Origin of the sequence: Nocardia wallacei, assembly GCF_029868745.1 — a bacterium.
GTDB lineage: Bacteria > Actinomycetota > Actinomycetes > Mycobacteriales > Mycobacteriaceae > Nocardia > Nocardia wallacei_B.
In genome coordinates, this window is record NZ_JARWOP010000164.1 from 1 (window position 1) to 17388 (window position 17388).

Sequence of the window (17388 nt, forward strand, 5' to 3'; positions counted from 1 at the left end):
GTCCAGTACCCGGGTCCAGCGTTGGTGCCAGTGCAGCCGGTCGGCCTGCTCGGCCCAGAACCCCTCCCGATCGGCAGCGGCCCGATCGTAGAGAGACGCATCGGCATTGGCAGCCGCAGCGAACTCCGCGGTCGGCGGATACACGTCCCGGTGATCGGTGGTATCGGTCATCTCGCCTCTTCTCTCGCCTGCACCTACGGCCGGGTGACCACGGCCACGATTTCGACCCTAGTGGACAGCGCGCCGGGTCGTCCCCGGGTGCGATATGTCAGGCTTCGAGGGGCGTGAGTCGGCTGTGTTGCCGGATTGCTAACAAGGCGAACAATCCCGAGGGGAACCGCTGACAACCGCCGACCTGATGGTTAGTGTCCGACTCACCCAGCCGTTCGTGGAATCGGGAGATTGCGTTGAGACTGAAGACGATCACCGCGCTGGCCGCGGCGGCACTGGTGGCCGCCGGCCTCGCACTGACCGGATGTTCCTCCGACAGCGACACCGATCTCGTCACGGTCAACGCCGGTGAGCCACAGAATCCGCTGGTACCCACCAACACCAACGAGAACATGGGCGGCCGGGTGGTCGACCGGCTGTTCGCCGGGTTGAAGTACTACGACGCGGACGGCAAGGCGCACAACGAGATGGCGCAGTCGATCGAGACCACCGATCGTCAGCACTACACGATCACCATCAAGCCGGACTGGAAGTTCACCGACGGCACCGTGGTCACCGCCAAATCGTTCGTCGACGCCTGGAACTACGGCGCCCTCGGCACCAACGGACAGTTGCAGAACTGGGCCTTCGCGGGCATCGCGGGCTACGACGACGTCTCGGCGAATCCGCCCAAGGCGCAGACGATGTCGGGCCTGAAGGTGGTCGACGACCACACCTTCACCGTCGACCTGAAGCAGCCCTCCATCGACTTCGAACTGGAGCTGGGTTTCGCGCCGTTCTACCCGCTGCCCGAGTCCGCGTACAAGGACATGAAGGCGTTCGGCGAGAAGCCGATCGGCAACGGCCCCTACAAGTTCGACACCTGGGAGCACAACGTCAAGATCGACGTCACGCCCAACCCCGACTATCCCGGCGGGCGCCCGGCCAAGAACAAGGGCCTGCGTTTCGCGATGTACCAGTCCTTCGACACCGCCTACGCCGACCTGCAGGCCGGTAATCTCGACGCGCTCGACGTCATCCCCGACACCGCCCTGGCCACCTACGAACAGGACCTCGGCGACCGCGCGATCAGCAAGCCGATCGCCTACAGCCAGCACATCGGCATCCAGTCCAACGTGCCGCACTTCGCCGGGCCGGAGGGCGTGCTGCGCCGCAAGGCGATCTCGATGGCGATCAATCGACCGCAGATCGCGGAGAACATCTTCCACGGCACCCGGATCCCGGCCCGCGACTTCACCGCCTTCACCCTCGACGGCTTCCGTGACAACCTGCCCGGATCCGAAGTGCTGCAATACAATCCCGACGAGGCCAAGAAGGTGTGGGCGCAGGCCGACGCCATCTCGCCGTGGTCGGGCGCCTACCAGATCGCCTATAACTCCGACGGCGGTCACCAGGCCTGGATCGAGGCCGTCGCCAACAGCGTCAAGAACGTGCTGGGCATCGACGCGGTGGGCGTGCCGTACCCGACGTTCAAGAACATCCGCGACGAGATCACCGCCAAGACCATCGGCAAGGCCTTCCGGTACGGCTGGCAGGGCGACTACCCGTCCATGTTCGAATTCCTGACCGCGATGTACCTCAGCAGCTCGGCCACCAACGACACCGCCTACAACAGTCCCGAATTCGATCGGCTGCTGTTCGCCGCCCAAGCCGCGCCCACTCCGGAGCGGGCATACGACCTGGCCGCCCAGGCGCAGCAGGTGCTGTTCACCGACATGGCCGACATCCCGATCTTCGACTACAACGTCGCGGCCGGGCACTCGGACCGCGTGACGAACGCGCGGGTCGCGTGGAGCGGCCTGTTCGACTTCGAGAACATCGAAAAATAGCCCGCGCCGCTCGATGGAGTAAACATGGCTTGGTATGTCGTGCGGCGGCTGCTCCAGATGATTCCGGTCTTCCTCGGAGCGACGCTGCTCATCTACGCGATGGTCTTCCTGATCCCGGGCGACCCGGTCCGGGCGCTCGCGGGCGATCGGCCGATGACCCCGGCGGTCGAGGCCACGCTGCGGGCCCGGTACCACCTGGATCAGCCGTTCATCATCCAGTATCTGGAGTATCTGAAAGGCATCGTCACCTTCGATTTCGGCACCTCGTTCTCCGGTCGGCCGGTGCGTGACGAACTCGCGCGGGCGTTCCCGGTCACCCTGCGTCTCGCCGTCCTGGCGGTGCTGATCGAGGCGGTGTTCGGTGTGGTGTTCGGCCTGATCGCGGGGCTGCGCAAGGGCAAGCTGTTCGACTCGACGATGCTGGTGCTCAGCCTGGTCATCATCGCCGTGCCGATCTTCGTCATCGGCTTCCTCGCCCAGTTCCTGCTCGGCGTGAAGTGGGGGATCGCGCCGGTGACCGTCACCGGCAAGGCGAGTTTCACCGATCTGCTGGTCCCGGCGTTCGTGCTGGGCGCGCTGTCGTTCGCCTACGTGCTGCGGCTGACGCGGAATTCGGTGGCGGAGAACATGACTGCCGACTACGTGCGCACCGCGACCGCCAAGGGGCTGACCCGGCGACGGGTCATCGGGGTGCACATCCTGCGGAATTCGATGATCCCGGTGATCACCTTCCTCGGCGCCGACCTCGGCGCGCTGATGGGCGGCGCGGTCGTCACCGAGGGCATCTTCAACATTCCCGGTGTCGGCGGGACGCTGTACCAGGCCATCACCCGTGGTGAACCGCCGACGGTGGTCGCGTTCGTGACGGTGCTGATCGTGATCTTCCTGATCTCCAACCTGATCGTCGACCTGCTGTACGCCGCCCTCGACCCGAGGATCCGCTATGCCTGACCAGCCGACCGACGCGCGGGAAACCCGGCCGGGGCAGGAGCATTTCGTGGCCTCGCCGGACGAGGTGGAGGTGCTGGCCACCGACCGGCTCGACGAGACCACCGCCCCGACCAGCGTGTGGCGCGACGCCTGGCGGCAGTTGCGGCGCAACCCGATCTTCGTGATTGCCGCGGTGCTGATCCTGCTCGTGCTGCTGGTGGTGGTGTGGCCGGGGCTGTTCACCGATCAGGATCCGCGGTACTGCAGCGGGGATTTCAGCATGGATCCGCCCGGCGGCGGTCATCCGTTCGGCTTCGACAAGCAGGGCTGCGACATCTTCGCGCGCACCGTGTACGGGGCGCGCGCATCGGTGGTCACCGGTGTCGGCGCGACCGTGCTGTTCGTGTTGATCGGCGGCGTATTGGGTTCGCTCGCAGGGTATTACGGCGGCCTGTTCGATTCGGTGGTGTCGCGGATCGCGGAGATCTTCTTCGCGCTGCCGCTGATGCTCGCCGCGATCGTGATCATGCAGCTGCTGGAGTCGCGCACCGTGTTCACGGTGATGCTGATCCTGGCCTCGTTCACCTGGCCGCAGGCCGCGCGGATCGCCCGCGGCGCGGTCATCCAGGCCAAGAGCAGCGAGTACGTCACGGCGGCAAAGGCATTGGGGGTGTCGCGGTTCCGGATTCTGCTGCGCCACGTGCTGCCCAACGCTGCCGGGCCGCTGATCGTGATCACCACGATCTGGCTCGGGGTGTTCATCGTGACCGAGGCGACGCTGTCGTATCTCGGCGTCGGACTGTCGCGCACCATCGTGTCCTGGGGGTCGGATATCGCCGCCGGCCAGAAGGAGATCCGCACCTCGGCGATCCTGTTCTATCCCGCGACGGCGTTGGCGCTCACCGTGCTCAGCTTCATCATGCTGGGCGACGCGGTGCGCGACGCCCTGGATCCCAAGGCGCGCAAGAGGTGACGGCGATGGACCCACTGCTCGACGTACGCGATCTCAACGTCTCCTTCACCGCCGAGGGGCGCCGGATCCCGGCGGTGCGCGGGGTGAACCTGTCGGTGTACCCAGGCCAGACCGTGGCGATCGTCGGCGAATCCGGTTCCGGCAAGTCCACGACCGCGCACGCCATCATCGACCTGCTGCCGGGCACCGGCGAGATCACCTCCGGGACGGTGCTTTTCGACGGCAAGGACCTGGCCGCGGCATCGAAGCGTGACATCGTGGCGGTGCGTGGCCGCGGTATCGGGTTCGTGCCGCAGGATCCGATGTCGAATCTGAATCCGGTGTGGAAGGTCGGCTTCCAGATCCGGGAAACCTTGGAAGCCAATGGGATCGCCAAGGGCAAGGCGGCCCGCGAACGGGCGGTCGAGTTGCTCGCCGAGGCCGGTATGCCCGATGCCGAGCGCCGGGTCAACCAGTATCCGCACGAGTTCTCCGGCGGGATGCGGCAGCGCGCGCTCATCGCGATCGGGCTGTCCTGCCGGCCCAAACTGCTGATCGCCGACGAACCGACCTCGGCGCTCGACGTCACCGTGCAGCGGCAGATCCTCGACCACCTCGACGGGCTCACCAGCGAGCTGGGCACCGCGGTCCTGCTGATCACCCACGACCTCGGCCTGGCCGCCGAGCGCGCCGAACACCTGGTGGTGATGTATCGCGGCCGGGTGGTGGAATCCGGTCCGGCGCAGCGGATTCTGCGGGAGCCGCAGCATCTCTACACCAAGAAGCTGGTGAACTCGGCGCCGTCGCTGGCCTCGCAACGGCTGTCGTCGGTGCGGAAACGGGCCGAGGTGCGGGAGCAGGCCGTGCACGCGGCCGAGCAGTTGGCCGAGGCCGAGGCGGCCGCCGTGCCGGACGATGTGGTCGTCGCGGAGCACCTCACCAAGGTGTTCAAGATCCGGGGGAGCGCGCCGTGGAGGTCGTCGAGCCTGACCGCGGTCGACGATGTGTCGTTCCGATTGCGGCGCGGTACGACCACGGCCATCGTCGGCGAATCCGGATCGGGGAAATCCACTGTCGCGCAGATGGTTCTGGGACTGCTCGAACCGACGTCGGGGGAGGTGCGGTTCGACGGTCGTGCGGTGGCGACGTTGGATCGCACCGCTGCCTTGGGATTTCGGCGGCGGGTGCAGCCGGTGTTCCAGGACCCCTACGGGTCGCTGGATCCCATGTACTCCATCTATCGCACCATCGAGGAGCCGTTGCGTGCGCACCGCATCGGTAGTCCGAAGGAGCGCGAGGCCACGGTGCGGGATCTACTGGACAAGGTGTCGCTGCCCGCCTCGGTGATGCGGCGTTATCCCAACGAGTTGTCCGGAGGGCAGCGGCAGCGTGTCGCCATTGCGCGGGCGCTGGCGTTGTCGCCGGAGGTGGTGGTCTGCGATGAGGCGGTGTCGGCGCTGGACGTGCTGGTGCAGGCGCAGATCTTGAACCTGCTCAACGAGTTGCAGGCCGAGCTGGGGCTTTCCTATCTGTTCATCACTCATGATCTGGCTGTTGTGCGTCAGATCGCGGATGAGGTGGTGGTGATGCAGGAGGGGAAGGTGGTGGAGGCGGCTGAGACCACGGAGGTTTTCGACAGTCCGCGGTCGGATTACACGCGGCGGTTGTTGGAGGCTATTCCGGGGCGTGGGCTGCTGCGTAGTGGTGGTGGGTGACGGTCGAGGGTTCGGGGCGAGTTGCGGGGGATTGTGGAGTCGTGCAGGTGATGGGGATGGCTGGGGACGGTTGGCGGGCCTCGAGTAGCGTGTGGGTTTGTGAATGATGTCCTTCAGCCGCTGGTAGAGCTGCCTGAGGTGCGGGGCGCTGCCGATCGGGCCCGTGACGCGCTGGCCGAGGTGCACATGCACAAGACCAATCGCCGGGGGTGGCCGACTACGGCGGCCGAGGCGGCGGTGCGGGCGGCTCGGTCGTCGGCGGCGATCGATGGCGGGAATACCGAACTGCCGGTGGACGGGCGAGTGGCGGATCCGATTCTCGCCGGGGCGCTGCGGGTGGGGCAGGCGCTGGACGGGGACGCGTTGCGGAATCTGGTCGGTGTCTGGCAGCGGGCGCCGCTACAGGCGCTGGCCCGGCTGCATCTGCTGGCTGCTGCCGACCTGGTCGAGGACGCGGAGCAGTTGGGGCGGCCACGGGCCGACGCCGGTGTCGCCGACCGCCTCGACCTGCTGGCCCAGACCGTGCTGACATCGAGCGCCCCGGCGCCGGTCGTGGCGGCCGTCGCGCACGGTGAATTGCTGACGCTGCGGCCGTTCGGGAGCGCCGACGGCATCGTCGCGCGCGCCGCCTCGAGGCTGGTGTGTGTGTCGAGTGGACTGGATCCGCACAGTCTCGGCGTGCCGGAGGTGTTCCTGTTGCGGCGGCGGCAGGCCTACCTGGACGCGGCGGCGGGGTTCGGCAGCGGGACGGCGGAGGGCGTCGGTGGGTGGGTCATCCTCTGCTGCGGGGCGCTGGAAGACGGTGCGCGCGAGGCCCGTTCGATCGCGGACGCGGCCGGACAGTAGGCGCCGGGACCCAGCGCACATCAAAGCGGGCGGCGTTGTCGTCTCTCGACGACCTCACCGCCCGCTAGCACGGACCGCCCGGTTACCATGCGTGCTTTTCGGGGTTGTGTTCTGCGGCCTCGGCGATTATCCGCACCTCGACGGTTCATCCCCGCAACCTGTGCGAGGCCCTCGCCGTCCGAAGCCCGGAGTTCGCAAGCCCACAACGCTGTTGCCCTTGCGCGGCGTGCTCCGCGTGGGTGCCTGGCGTCCGTGCCGGGAAGGGTGGGATGGGAGATCGAACCTTCTCTTCCGCTCCGATCTTGGCCTTCCGTCCTTCCTTGCGTCCATTGTTACTCTGTGTGCCCGGTCACAGCAAGGCCTGGGAGAACATTCGCTTATTCGGTGTGTCGCCCGGTGTTTCGTGTTGTCATTGATAGTTGGTGTCAATGACGGACGGGGGATGGATGCCGAGATCTCAACGGCGTCGCCGCAGCAGCCGATAGCTGATCGCCCCCGCCAGCACCGCGCTCACACCCACCACCGCGGTCGCGGCGACGGTCGTCGAGGAGGGCGCCGGCAGCCGGGCCCACAGCGACACCGGATTCGAGAAGGTGAGCACCGGCCAGCCGCGAGACAGGGCCTCCCGCCGCAGGTTTCGGTCCGGGTTGACCGCCGTCGGATGGCCGACCGCGCCGAGCATCGGCAGATCGGTGATCGAATCCGAGTACGCGTAACACCGCGACAGGTCGTAGCCCTCGGACTCGGCCAGCCGCTCGATCGCCTCCACCTTGCCCTCGCCGTAGCAGTAGAAGTCGACCGCGCCGGTGTAGTGGCCGTCCTCGACGACCATCCGGGTGGCGGCGGTATGCGTCGCGCCCAGGGCGTCGGCGATCGGACCGACGATCTCCTCGCCGGAGGCCGACACGATGACCACGTCGTGGCCGCGAATCCGGTGGTCGGCGATCAGGTCGGCGGCCTCGGCGTAGATGAGCGGATCCACCAGCTCGTGCAGGGTTTCGGCGATGATCGACTTGACCTGGCCGACGTCCCAGCCGGCGCACATCTTGGTCAGATGCTCGCGCATGCGCTCCATCTGGTCGTGGTCGGCGCCGGAGAGCAGGAACAGGAAGTGCGCATAGCTGCTCTCCAGCACGGTCCGCCGATTGAGCAGGCCCTGGTCGAAGAACGGCTTGCTGAACACGAACGCGCTGGACTTGGCGATCACCGTCTTGTCCAGGTCGAAGAACGCCGCGACCCGGCCCGCATTCGTCAGTTTTCCCGCAGCTGGCAGGTCGCCCTCGGCCGTCACGCGGTCCAGGATAGGGAGATTTCCGGGCACCGCGGTGTTCGGGGCCTCTCGGTGCCCGCCCGCGACCGGTCGCACCGGGGTTTGCCACGACGACGCTGGACATCTCCGCGGAAAGTTCCTCGGCCGGTGGACTTGCGTTTCCGCCGGGGCCTGGGTGTAGTATTGCTGGCACCTGGACATGGTCCAGGCGTGTTCAGCCCGACCCCCCGGGGCTGAACCCCGACGGCCCCAGCCTCCTCCCCCCCCGGCTGGGGCCGTCCTCTATTTCCAGCACGATGTGCCTGGTACTCGGCGTGCACTTTTCGCTCACACCCCCGTAGTTATCCACATTCCCCGCTTCGGCACTGGTCGCTCCGCGTCCGAGGGGCCACGCTGAGCGCATGAATTCCATTGCCGCGAGCGAGGTTTCCGAGAGCGCGCCGCCCGGGCCGGTGCTCGTGCTCGTCGCCGACCGAAGACTCCGCGAGGAAGTGAGCCGAGTCGCGGCCGCCGCCGACCGTCGCGTCACCGCGGCCGGGATGCCGGTCGGCCGGCGTGCCTGGTCCGACGCGGTCATGGTGATTCTCGACACCGCGGCCGCCGGAGAATGCGGTGCGGCCGCCTATCCACGCCGCGCGGGCACGCTGCTGGTGACGGAGGGCGAACCCGGTTTGCTCGACTGGCAGGCGGCCGCCGCCGTCGGCGCCGAACGGGTCATCGCCCTGCCCGCCGCGGCCGACCAGTTGATCGAGTCGTTCGCCGACCACACCCACCGCGGCCCCGGCGACGGTCTCGTGGTCGCCGTCGTGGGTGCGAGCGGGGGAGCGGGCGCCTCCACGCTCGCCGCGGCCGTCGCGCTGACCGCCGGCGACCGGTTCCTGCCGCACACCATCCTGGTCGACGGCGATCCCCTCGGCGGCGGCCTGGACCTGCTGCTCGGCCTCGAATCCGCGCCGGGATTGCGCTGGCCCGACCTGGTGGTCGAGGAGGGCCGGGTGGCCGCCGCGGCGCTGCACGACGCGCTCCCGTCGGCCGGTCCCGGGCTGGCGGTGCTCTCGTGCGGCCGGGCGTCCGCCGGCGACGTGGCGGCCGAGATCGGGCCGGGTGCGGCCCGTGCGGTGGTCGAGGCCGGCCGTTCCGCCGGCGATCTCGTGGTCTGCGACGTATCCGGTTCCCACGGCCCGCACGCCGACCAACTGCTGGACGCCGCCGACCTTGTGGTGCTGGTTGTCCCCGCCCGTCTGCGCGCGGTGGCAGCCGCCCGCGCCGTCGCCGCCCACGTACGCCGCCGAAACACCAACCAGGGCTTGATCGTTCGAGGCCCCGCCCCAGGCGGCCTACGCTCCGCCGAGGTAGCCGCAGCCCTCGACCTCCCCCTCCTGGCCGGAGTCCGAGCCCAACCAGGCCTGTCCACCCGCCTCGAACGCCACGGCCTCACAACGCCCCGCGGCCCACTACGCGCAGCCGCAGACGCCGTCCTCGACGTGCTGTCGGAGGCAGAGCGATGAGGGGCGATGGCGTGCGCTCGGTGGATGGAACGCGAAATACCCGCTGGCACAAAGCTGCCCGCATGGCCGAGCGCGCAGGACACTGGCCCACCCGGGAGTGCCACCGCCTCGTCCGGGAGTGCCGCTGCCCTGTTCGGGAGTGCCGCCGCCCTGTTCGGGAGAGCTGCCGCCCTGTTCGGGAGAGTAGAGCGGGTGCCGCGAAAGACCTTGCGCGTATGACGAACTCGGCTAGCGCGTGCGGTGTTGACATTTCCGGAGGCCTGCGGTGAGCGCGCTGGTGACGGCCGAGTTGCTGGACCGAGTGCGGGAACGGCTGGCTACCGAGTCCGCGGAACTGGATCCGGCGCGAATGGCGGCCGCGATCCGCGCCGAGGCGGGCGGGGTGCTCGGCGACACCGATCTGCTGCGCGTGCTCCGCCTGCTGCAGACCGAGATGACGGGAGCGGGCGTGCTGGAGCCGCTGCTGCACGATCCGGACGTCTCCGACGTGCTCGTCACCGGGCCCGACTCGGTCTGGGTGGACCGCGGGCACGGCCTGCAGCGCACCGCGATCACCTTTCCCGACGAGGCCGCGGTACGTCGGCTGGCGCAGCGGCTGTCCCTCTCGGCCGGTCGCCGCCTCGACGACGCACAGCCATGGGTGGACGGCAGACTGCCGGGAGTCGAAGGCGTGCCGGGCAATTCGTTCGGCGTCCGGCTGCACGCTGTGCTGGCGCCGATCGCACACGGCGGCACCTGCTTGTCGCTGCGAGTGTTGCGACCTGCGAGCCAGGGACTGGACGCCTTGACGGCATCCGGCTCGGTGCCGGTGGCGGCGAAACAATTGCTGGAGCGCATGATTCACGCCCGGCTGGCCTTCCTCGTGGTAGGCGGCACGGGAGCGGGCAAGACCACCCTGCTGTCCGGTCTGCTCGCGAAAGTCGCTGCGGCCGAGCGCATCGTGTGCGTGGAGGACGCCGCCGAACTCGCTCCGCCGCATCCGCACGTCGTCCGATTGGTCGCCCGCACAGCCAATGTGGAAGGCGCAGGCGCGGTCACGGTCCGCGACCTGGTCCGCCAGGCCCTACGCATGCGTCCCGACCGCATCGTCATAGGTGAGGTGCGCGGCGCCGAGGTCGTGGACCTGCTCACCGCCCTCAACACCGGACACGACGGCGGCGCCGGCACGGTCCACGCGAACTCACCCCAAGAGGTCCCCGCCCGCCTGGAAGCCCTCGCGGCCCTGGGCGGTATGGGCCGAGCCGCCCTGCACAGCCAACTGGCCGCAGCCGTCCAACTCATCCTGCACATGCACCGCCGCCCCGACGGCTCCCGAGTCCTACGCGAAATCGGCCTGGTAGCCCGCGACCCCACCGGCCAGGTCCACATCGACCCAGCCTGGCGCGCCGACAATTCCCCCACCCCTGCCGCCCCCGCCCTGGACCGCCTCCTCACCGACCGACTCACCCCATGAACCCGCCGACTTGCGCTGTGATCGTGTCTCGGCGCACGAGATCCGAAACCGTCTGCCGCCCAAGGTCCTTTGAGCCATCGGGGATGAGTGACGTGTATGCGCCCGCCGTCTCATTGACGCCAGGGGTGCATTCGAACATGGATCGTCCGAGGGTTGTGTGGTCGTGGGGTAGGGGAGCGGTGGCGATCGGGCAGATCCTCATCGCCGGTCCGATGACCGTGTCGTCGTGGTGTGGCGGAACAGCGGCGATCCGTGTCGTCGGGCTGAATGGGCCGGAGATTGTGTGGTCATTGTTCGGCGGTGTGGTGATTATCAGCCCGAACGCACCGAGTGAGCCGAGGGGTCTGTGGTCGTTGTGTGACAGAACGGCGGCGACTGAACCGGTCACGCTCGGCATGGGGGTGGGGTTGTGAGCGCGGCGACCGAACTGGTCGTGCTCGGCATGGGGGTGGGGTTGTGAGCGCGGTGATCTGCTGTCTGGCTCTGGCGATGCTGGTGTTGCCGGTGCGGACCGGGCGGAGTAGGGCGCGGCGTTTGTTGGGTGCGTCCGGAGCGGGACGAAAAGTGCCGCGCTCATTGGTTTTTCGAGTGGTCGCCGTGGTGGCCGTGGCCGCGACGGCTGTGCTGGGAATCGGGCCGCTGCTCGCTGCGGTCATCGTGGCGGGCACGGTGACGGTGCGCGTGCGACAGATCCGTGAGGACAGGCGGCGGGCGGCCGAGTGTTCGGCGCTGGCGGAGGCCCTGGAAACCGTGGTCGGTGAGCTACGGGTCGGTGCGCACCCCAGTGCGGCAGCCGCCACCGCGGCGAGCGAGATCGGCGGCTCGGCGTCCGCGGCCTTCGCGGTGTGCGCGGCACGCAGCAGACTCGGCGGCGCGGCCGCCGACGGCCTGCGCGCACCGGAGGCGGTGATAGCCGCCGAGCTGTCCCGAGTGGCAGACGCCTGGCAGGTAGCCGAACGACACGGCCTCGCCCTGGCCGAACTGCTCGCCGCGATGCGCGCAGACCTACAGAGCCGCATCCGCTTTCGCGACCGCACAGTCGCCGCACTCGCAGGCGCCCGCGCCACCGCACTCGTACTCGCCGGACTCCCCCTCCTAGGCATCACCCTCGGCCAACTGATCGGCGCAGCACCCCTACAGGTACTCCTCACCCCCGGCCCCGGAGCCCTGCTCCTCCCCCTCGGCACCGCCCTGATCTGCGCCGGCCTCCTGTGGACCGACACCATCACCCGAAAGGTACTGACATGACCCGCGCCCCGACCCACAGCACCCACCCCAAACCCCCACCCACCTCGCACCCCACAGTGGCCGCCCCGCCGCCAACCACCGTCGGGCGCCTGGTTCGCGATCGGCGACCCCGGTCGCGCGCCGGCGGGCCTCTCACGACAGCCTCCGCGTCGAGTGCATCGGACCGCAGGTCCGTTTCGTCCGCGTGGTGGCTGCTCGACGTGGGTGTGCGGCCATGACCGGCATGTCTATCCCATTGGCGCTCTTGGCTTTCGCGGTGCTGCTTGTTCCAGGGCGGATGACCCCGGCGGCACGTCTGCATGCCGTTCGGGTTCGCCCGTTCGCTGGGGGTAGCGCGCCGAGGGCGGTCTCGGTCCGCTCGGATCCGCTCGCCATGGCCTCGGTGCTCGATCTCCTCGCCGCCTGTCTGCGGGCCGGACTGCCGGTGGGTACGGCTGCCAGGGCGGTGGCGGCGGGCGCGCCCGCGCCGGTCGGTGTGGCTCTGCGTCGGGCCGCTGATCTGATGGCGCTCGGTGCGGATCCGATCGCGGCCTGGGAATGCGCCGCCGACGAAGCCGAATCCGACGAGATGCGCGCCCTGGCACGGCTGGTCCGCCGCTCGGCGCGCTCCGGCGCCGCGCTGGCAGGCGCGGTTTCCGAACTGGCGGAACAGTTCCGCGGGACCGTCGAGGACGCGACCGCCGCCCGGGCCGAACGGGCGGGCGTGCTGATCAGCGGCCCACTCGGCCTGTGCTTCCTGCCCGCCTTCATCTGCCTGGGCATCGTGCCGGTCGTCATCGGCCTGGCCGGACGGGTGCTGGAAGGCGGGCTGCTGTGAACACGCGAGGACTCCGGTGCGGACCGGCCGCACCGGCACAGGGGAAAGGGGACAACGATGCGCTCGACAGTTCGAACAGCGGTACTGGAACTGCGCTCGCGCCTGATCCAGGCGGCAATGGCCGACGAAGGCATGTCCACGGCGGAGTACGCGATCGGCACTATCGCCGCGGCAGCCTTCGGCGCGGTGTTGTACACGGTGGTGACCGGCGATTCGATCGTGAACGCCCTCACCCGGATCATCGACCGGGCATTGAACACGGAGGTGTGACGGAAGCAATCGAAAACCCGTCTGACGCAACGACTTCCGAGCCCAACGGCGCCCACGGAGAATCCGGCGCGGTAACGGTCGAGGCGGCGATCGCACTCGCCGCCCTCGTGGTCGCGGTGTCACTGTGCGTAGGCGGCCTGCTGGCGGCGCCGACCCAGATCCGCTGTGTCGACGCCGCCCGCGAGGCCGCCCGCCTGACCGCCCGCGGCGCCGACTCCGACGCCCTACCCGCGGCCCGCCGAATCGCACCACCGAACGCCTCCATCACCATCCGAACCGACGGCGACTACGTAATCGCCGTCGTCACATCCGGCACCCCACTACTCCCCCTCCACCTGCACGCCGAGGCGGTAGCAGTCCGCGAGCCGGGCGAGCCCCAATGACCCGGCCGCCGAACACAGGCGACCGCGTCTCCCGCCTGCACCGTGCCGGTAGCTCGCGCACGAATGTCGGCGTTGGTCGCCGCTCGGGCGCGCGATGGCGGGCCGACGAGGGGATCGCCACGATTACCGCCTGCCTTGTGCTCGCGGCGCTGTTCGCGGTGACTGTCCTGATCACTCACGTCGGCACGGTGGTCGTGGCGCGGCATCGGGCGCAGGCCGCGGCGGACCTGAGTGCGCTGGCCGCGGCGGGCGCATTGGGCTCGGGTGCGGATATCGGTTGTGCGCGGGCGGGTGAACTCGCGCGGCGCATGCGGGCGCGCGTGGAATCCTGCACAACTGTCGAATGGGATGTGACTGTCACCGTGACGATCGCCATACCTATCGGGCCTTTGGACGCGAGAACAGTTAGAGCGACCGCGCGCGCCGGTCCGGTGTCTTGATCGTGGTCCGTCGACCGATCTCAGACCGTACGGTTGGTGCCGGAAGAATGGGTGACTCGAGCCACACATGGTCGCAAACCGTGTTCCGGATTGTCGAATTACACCCTGGGGAATTCTGGTATCGGTGCTTTCCAATTTGTCCGCAGGGCGCTATTCGGCCGAATGGTCACCGTCGAGTTAATGCCCAGGGCAATGACTCAGTTAATATGAGGCCATTCCTCTTTATTCGTGGGGCCGCAAGCCGACCTTGGCCCGTCACGCCCTGCTCACTGCCGCGCGCGGTGTCGCGGAGTGGTCTCACTGCGATGAATCGGCAGTCACATTCCGGGCTCATCGCCGTAATCGGACAAATCCTCCGGCAGCTCCGCGAGCACCGCGGCCAGCAGCGCCGCCGCACCGGCCTTGTCCAGCGGCTGGTTTCCGTTGCCGCACTTGGGGGACTGCACGCAGGATGGGCAGCCACCCGGGCATTCGCACGACTCGATGGCCGCGAGAGTGGCCGCCAACCAGGTGCGCAGCCGAGTGAATCCCCGTTCCGCGAACCCGGCGCCGCCCGGATGACCGTCGTAGACGAACACGGTCGGCAGACCGGTATCGGGATGCTCGGCGGTGGACACCCCGCCGATGTCCCAGCGATCGCAGCTGGCGACCAGCGGCAACATTCCGATCGCGGCATGCTCGGCCGCGTGCAGCGCGCCGGGCACTCGCTTCGGGTCGATCCTCGCCCTGGCCAGCAGCTCAGGCGTGACCGTGTACAGCACGGCCACCGTCGGCAGGGTCTGTTCGGGCAGCTCCAGCTCCACCAGATCCAGCACCTCGCCGGTCGGCAGTGTGCGCAGATACCCCACGACCTGACGGCTCACCCGCACGCGAGCCAGCGCGGCCGTCACCGAGTCGTGCGCGTGCTCGGTGGTCGTCTCCTCCACGGTGACGGAGGTGACCGCCCGCGCACTCGTCGTCCAGCCGGGCTGATCGGCGTGCACGAACGCGACCCCGCCATCGAGGTCGAGTTCGTCGACGACATAGGTCTCGCCCTGATGCAGATGCACGGCACCGGGATGCAGCGTGGCCGGCGCTCGCCCGGCGTCGGCGGTGCCGAGCAACCGCCCGCTCTCCTCGTCGACGATCGCCACCGGCGCACCGATGCCGCCGCGCACGTCGACGGCGTCGTGCGGCTGTTCCACGGCCGTGGCGTACCAGCGCGCGGGTCCCTTGGCGGCGGTGCGGCGCCGGATCAGGCCCTGCTCGGCGAGTTCATCGACCAGCGTCTGCCCGCCGAACTCGTCCACCTCGGCGTCGGTCATCGGCAGCTCCAATGCCGCGCACAGCAGATGCGGTTCCAATACACAGGGGTTGGTCGGGTCGGTGATCGTCGCCTCGACCGGCCGCCCGAGCAAAGCGTCTGGATGATGCACGAGATACATGTCCAGCGGATCGTCCCGCGCCACGAGCACGACCAGCGATCCCTGCGATCGCCGCCCCGCCCGGCCCGCTTGCTGCCAGAAGGAAGCGACGGTCCCGGGAAAGCCCGCGATCACCACGGCGTCCAGGCCCGCGATGTCGACGCCCAGTTCCAAGGCGTTGGTCGTCGCGGCGCCCAGCAGCGAGCCGTCGGCCAGTCCGGCCTCCAGGTCGCGCCGATCCTCGGCGAGGTAGCCGGCGCGATAGGCGGTCACCCGCGAGGCCAGCTCGGAATCGAATTCGTCCAGCATGCGCCGGGTTTCCATGGCCACCACCTCCGCCGCCCGCCGGGACCGCACGAAGGTCAGCGTGCGCGCGCCCTCGGCGACCAGGTCGGTCATGATGCGCGCCGCCTCCGCGGTGGCCGCCCGCCGCACGGGCGCCCCGTTCTCGCCGCTCACGGCGGGCAAAAGCGCAGGTTCCCACAGCGCCACGGTGCGCGCTCCCTGCGGTGATCCGTCCTCGGTGACCGCGACGCACGGCGCTCCGATCAGCCGCGATGCGGACGCTGCCGGATCGGCCGTGGTGGCCGAGCACAGCACGAACACCGGATCCGCGCCGTAATGCGCGGCAATGCGCCGCAGCCGCCGCAGCACCAGCGCCACGTGCGAGCCGAACACCCCGCGATAGGCATGGCATTCGTCGATCACGACATAGCGCAACCGCCGCAGCACCCGCGCCCACCGCTGATGCGACCGCAGGATGCCCAGGTGCAGCATGTCGGGATTGGTGAACACCCAGCGAGCGTTGGCGCGCACCCACTGCCGGACCTCCGCCGGGGTATCACCGTCGTACGTGGCGGGATGAATATCGCGCAGCGGCCCGTCATGGGTAAGGGCGGCGGTCGCGCGCAGCTGGTCGGCGCCGAGCGCTTTCGTGGGAGATAAATACAGAGCGGTCGCCCGCGGGTCGTCGAGTAGCGCGGTGAGCACCGGCAGTTGATATCCGAGCGACTTACCCGACGCGGTGCCCGTGGACACCACCACGTGCTGTCCGGCTTTCGCCGATTCGGCCGTTCGAGTCTGGTGTGACCAGGGGATTTCCACGCCGGTCCGGTGTAACGCGTCGATCACCTCGGACGGTATCCAGGACGGCCAGCCGGTGCCCTGCGCTGCCCGCGCGGGTAACTCGGTCACATGAGTAAGACGGTTGTCGCCATCCGGAAGTCCTAAAAGGACACGATTCAGCAACGATCGCCCATAGCTCGATTGTTTGCCGAGAGAGATCGGAGCAGACGGGTCGGTCGGATTCATCGTGTCGAGATCCCGACGCGCAAGGAATGTGTGAATCGTGTGTGTTGCAGAAGCCCTACCTGCCTATTCGCTACCGAGTAGCGATCTGCGTCACAGCCTGTTTGCCTGACGCCCGCTCGGTTATCCCGAAGCAAACCTACTCCAAGTCTGGATTTGGGCATTGCCACCCTCACCTGCGCATTCGCAAGATCATCTTTTTTGCAAATTGTCGGTAACTCGACTGTCGAATTGCTCGGAGACATGGTTCACTGGTTCCTGGTCGCAAGCTTCTGTGTTCGAGGGAACGGATCAAAGGTCCAAACCATCAGCAGGATCGATGTTGCGAACGGTGTGCTTGATGCTTCCTGCAGGGGGAACAGAGTACAGCGGTCGGAACGGACCCGGTGGACGAACCAAACTTGTCCGCCGTTCCGGTATGGAAAGAGAAGGAACAGAATGGCACAGGGAACTGTGAAGTGGTTCAACGCGGAGAAGGGGTTCGGCTTCATCGCGCCCGAGGACGGCTCCGCTGACGTCTTCGTCCACTACTCCGAGATCCAGGGGACGGGCTTCCGCACCCTCGAGGAGAACCAGAAGGTCGAATTCGAGGTCGGCCAGGGCACCAAGGGCCCGCAGGCCACCGGAGTTCGCGCGCTCAGCTGAGCGGGTCAACCCAAAAGGTCAGATCGCTCGTCCCTCACCGCCTGGCGCGGTGGGGGACGAGCCTTATCCGGGGCCAGTACACTCGACCGCAAACCGGGGCTATTCGACACGCCGCAGCAGAAGTGTGGCGCTACGACACGGTATAAACGTGACTGGCGGGGGGACATCTGTCTCCGCCGCATGCCCCAGCCGCGCGCTGC

Annotated in this window: 17 protein-coding genes; 14 read left to right on the forward strand and 3 right to left on the reverse strand. The window is 68.4% G+C overall.

Going from position 1 to position 17388, the window contains the following annotated elements:
• A partial coding sequence (locus tag QH470_RS13605; protein ID WP_280272735.1) for an acetyl-coenzyme A synthetase N-terminal domain-containing protein occupies positions 1–171 on the reverse strand: 171 nt, incomplete at its 3' end.
• A gap of 230 nt (positions 172–401) precedes the next feature.
• Here QH470_RS13605 and QH470_RS13610 point away from each other — a divergent pair.
• From QH470_RS13610 to QH470_RS13630, 5 genes are all read left to right on the forward strand, one after another.
• On the forward strand, positions 402–2000 hold the full coding sequence (locus tag QH470_RS13610) for a peptide ABC transporter substrate-binding protein (RefSeq protein ID WP_280272736.1): 1599 nt from the start codon (positions 402–404) through the stop codon (positions 1998–2000).
• A gap of 24 nt (positions 2001–2024) precedes the next feature.
• Entirely contained in the window at positions 2025–2951 is a 927-nt protein-coding gene (locus QH470_RS13615; protein ID WP_280272701.1) for an ABC transporter permease, read from the forward strand.
• Positions 2944–3903 carry an ABC transporter permease gene (locus tag QH470_RS13620; protein WP_280272702.1) on the forward strand — a complete coding sequence of 320 codons (960 nt, stop codon included), beginning with the start codon at positions 2944–2946 and terminating at the stop codon, positions 3901–3903. Before QH470_RS13615 ends, QH470_RS13620 begins: the two co-directional genes overlap by 8 nt.
• A gap of 5 nt (positions 3904–3908) precedes the next feature.
• Entirely contained in the window at positions 3909–5597 is a 1689-nt protein-coding gene (locus QH470_RS13625) for a dipeptide ABC transporter ATP-binding protein (RefSeq protein WP_280272703.1), read from the forward strand.
• A gap of 99 nt (positions 5598–5696) precedes the next feature.
• Positions 5697–6443 (forward strand): Fic family protein, encoded by a 747-nt coding sequence (locus QH470_RS13630; RefSeq protein ID WP_280272704.1) that lies wholly within the window; start codon positions 5697–5699, stop codon positions 6441–6443.
• Between the two features lie 457 nt (positions 6444–6900).
• Here QH470_RS13630 and QH470_RS13635 read toward each other — a convergent pair whose 3' ends face one another.
• On the reverse strand, positions 6901–7734 hold the full coding sequence (locus tag QH470_RS13635) for an HAD family hydrolase (protein WP_280272705.1): 834 nt from the start codon (positions 7732–7734) through the stop codon (positions 6901–6903).
• Between the two features lie 380 nt (positions 7735–8114).
• Between QH470_RS13635 and ssd the strand changes: the two genes are divergently transcribed.
• The 8 genes from ssd (at position 8115) to QH470_RS13675 (ending at position 13832) form a co-directional block, all read left to right on the forward strand.
• Positions 8115–9221 carry a septum site-determining protein Ssd gene (gene ssd / locus QH470_RS13640; protein ID WP_280272706.1) on the forward strand — a complete coding sequence of 369 codons (1107 nt, stop codon included), beginning with the start codon at positions 8115–8117 and terminating at the stop codon, positions 9219–9221.
• A 265-nt stretch (positions 9222–9486) separates the two neighbouring features.
• Positions 9487–10674, forward strand: a complete 1188-nt coding sequence (locus tag QH470_RS13645; RefSeq protein ID WP_280272707.1) for a TadA family conjugal transfer-associated ATPase — start codon at positions 9487–9489, stop codon at positions 10672–10674.
• A 179-nt stretch (positions 10675–10853) separates the two neighbouring features.
• Positions 10854–11087, forward strand: a complete 234-nt coding sequence (locus tag QH470_RS13650; RefSeq protein ID WP_280272708.1) for a hypothetical protein — start codon at positions 10854–10856, stop codon at positions 11085–11087.
• A gap of 43 nt (positions 11088–11130) precedes the next feature.
• The gene (locus tag QH470_RS13655; protein ID WP_280272709.1) at positions 11131–11922 is read left to right on the forward strand and encodes a type II secretion system F family protein; all 792 of its coding nucleotides are present in this window, start codon (positions 11131–11133) and stop codon (positions 11920–11922) included.
• Positions 11923–12295: 373 nt separating this feature from the next.
• Complete coding sequence (locus QH470_RS13660) at positions 12296–12739, forward strand: type II secretion system F family protein (protein WP_425302656.1); 444 nt, start codon at positions 12296–12298, stop codon at positions 12737–12739.
• A 57-nt stretch (positions 12740–12796) separates the two neighbouring features.
• Positions 12797–13009, forward strand: coding sequence for a DUF4244 domain-containing protein (locus tag QH470_RS13665; protein WP_280272710.1), 213 nt, complete (start codon positions 12797–12799; stop codon positions 13007–13009).
• Complete coding sequence (locus QH470_RS13670; protein ID WP_425302657.1) at positions 13006–13392, forward strand: TadE family type IV pilus minor pilin; 387 nt, start codon at positions 13006–13008, stop codon at positions 13390–13392. The genes QH470_RS13665 and QH470_RS13670 overlap by 4 nt, the downstream gene beginning before the upstream one ends.
• Positions 13389–13832, forward strand: a complete 444-nt coding sequence (locus QH470_RS13675; protein WP_342213826.1) for an Rv3654c family TadE-like protein — start codon at positions 13389–13391, stop codon at positions 13830–13832. The genes QH470_RS13670 and QH470_RS13675 overlap by 4 nt, the downstream gene beginning before the upstream one ends.
• A 317-nt stretch (positions 13833–14149) precedes the next feature.
• On the opposite strand, the gene QH470_RS13680 is transcribed toward QH470_RS13675, so the two are convergent.
• Complete coding sequence (locus tag QH470_RS13680) at positions 14150–16546, reverse strand: DEAD/DEAH box helicase (RefSeq protein ID WP_280272711.1); 2397 nt, start codon at positions 16544–16546, stop codon at positions 14150–14152.
• A gap of 435 nt (positions 16547–16981) precedes the next feature.
• Between QH470_RS13680 and QH470_RS13685 the strand changes: the two genes are divergently transcribed.
• Positions 16982–17188 (forward strand): cold-shock protein, encoded by a 207-nt coding sequence (locus tag QH470_RS13685; protein WP_019044597.1) that lies wholly within the window; start codon positions 16982–16984, stop codon positions 17186–17188.
• Positions 17189–17388: the final 200 nt, after the last annotated feature.

Coding starts and splice junctions, on each gene's coding strand:
- QH470_RS13620 (WP_280272702.1), top strand. CDS start 2,944: ATGCCTGACCAGCCGACCGACGCGCGGGAAACCCGGCCGGGGCAGGAG.
- QH470_RS13675 (WP_342213826.1), top strand. CDS start 13,389: ATGACCCGGCCGCCGAACACAGGCGACCGCGTCTCCCGCCTGCACCGT.
- QH470_RS13660 (WP_425302656.1), top strand. CDS start 12,296: ATGGCCTCGGTGCTCGATCTCCTCGCCGCCTGTCTGCGGGCCGGACTG.
- QH470_RS13615 (WP_280272701.1), top strand. CDS start 2,025: ATGGCTTGGTATGTCGTGCGGCGGCTGCTCCAGATGATTCCGGTCTTC.
- QH470_RS13625 (WP_280272703.1), top strand. CDS start 3,909: ATGGACCCACTGCTCGACGTACGCGATCTCAACGTCTCCTTCACCGCC.
- QH470_RS13680 (WP_280272711.1), bottom strand. CDS start 16,546: ATGAATCCGACCGACCCGTCTGCTCCGATCTCTCTCGGCAAACAATCG.
- QH470_RS13665 (WP_280272710.1), top strand. CDS start 12,797: ATGCGCTCGACAGTTCGAACAGCGGTACTGGAACTGCGCTCGCGCCTG.
- ssd (WP_280272706.1), top strand. CDS start 8,115: ATGAATTCCATTGCCGCGAGCGAGGTTTCCGAGAGCGCGCCGCCCGGG.
- QH470_RS13685 (WP_019044597.1), top strand. CDS start 16,982: ATGGCACAGGGAACTGTGAAGTGGTTCAACGCGGAGAAGGGGTTCGGC.